2 tRNA genes are annotated in these 538 nt (G+C 48.7%); both read left to right on the top strand.

The features are described from left to right. Positions 1–59 precede the first annotated feature (59 nt). Positions 60–136 (top strand) — tRNA-Ile (locus tag HB631_RS26795). A gap of 191 nt (positions 137–327) precedes the next feature. After that, positions 328–403: transfer RNA gene (locus tag HB631_RS26790), tRNA-Ala, on the top strand. The last annotated feature ends 135 nt before the right edge of the window (positions 404–538 follow it).

The raw sequence follows: 538 nt of genomic DNA, 5'->3' as shown, positions 1-538 counted from the left end.
TGAGTGACGTGTCCACACAGATTGTCTGATAACAGTATTGAGCAAGAAAAACCTTCTATAGGCTTGTAGCTCAGGTGGTTAGAGCGCACCCCTGATAAGGGTGAGGTCGGTGGTTCGAGTCCACTCAGGCCTACCATTCCTTCCCATGCTGCGTTGCGGCGCCACTCGTTTATTATTATAAACTTCGTGACCCCACGCCTTGCCTGGAAACGAATGGGCTATCGAGTTAAATCCTCTTTCAAAAGATAAGGCTTCGTATTCATCATTGATGCGTGGCTTTACGTGTTGAAAAGAAGCAACGCGATACTAAAGGGTTAGAAACGACTTGGGGCTATAGCTCAGCTGGGAGAGCACCTGCTTTGCACGCAGGGGGTCAGCGGTTCGATCCCGCTTAGCTCCACCATTTCGCGCCGCGAAATGAGAGATTGTCTGGTTTTTCTTTATTTATTTCAGAGCACACTGATACGCCAACACCTGCGGGTGAAGGTGCATGAAGTATGCTGCGAAATACTGCTCTTTAACAATCCGGAACAAGCTG

The sequence above is a fragment of the Sodalis sp. dw_96 genome (genome assembly GCF_018449575.1).
Classification (GTDB): Bacteria; Pseudomonadota; Gammaproteobacteria; order Enterobacterales; family Enterobacteriaceae; genus Acerihabitans.
Note: the sequence above shows the minus strand (reverse complement) of the source record. Positions and strands in the feature narration are given on the sequence as shown.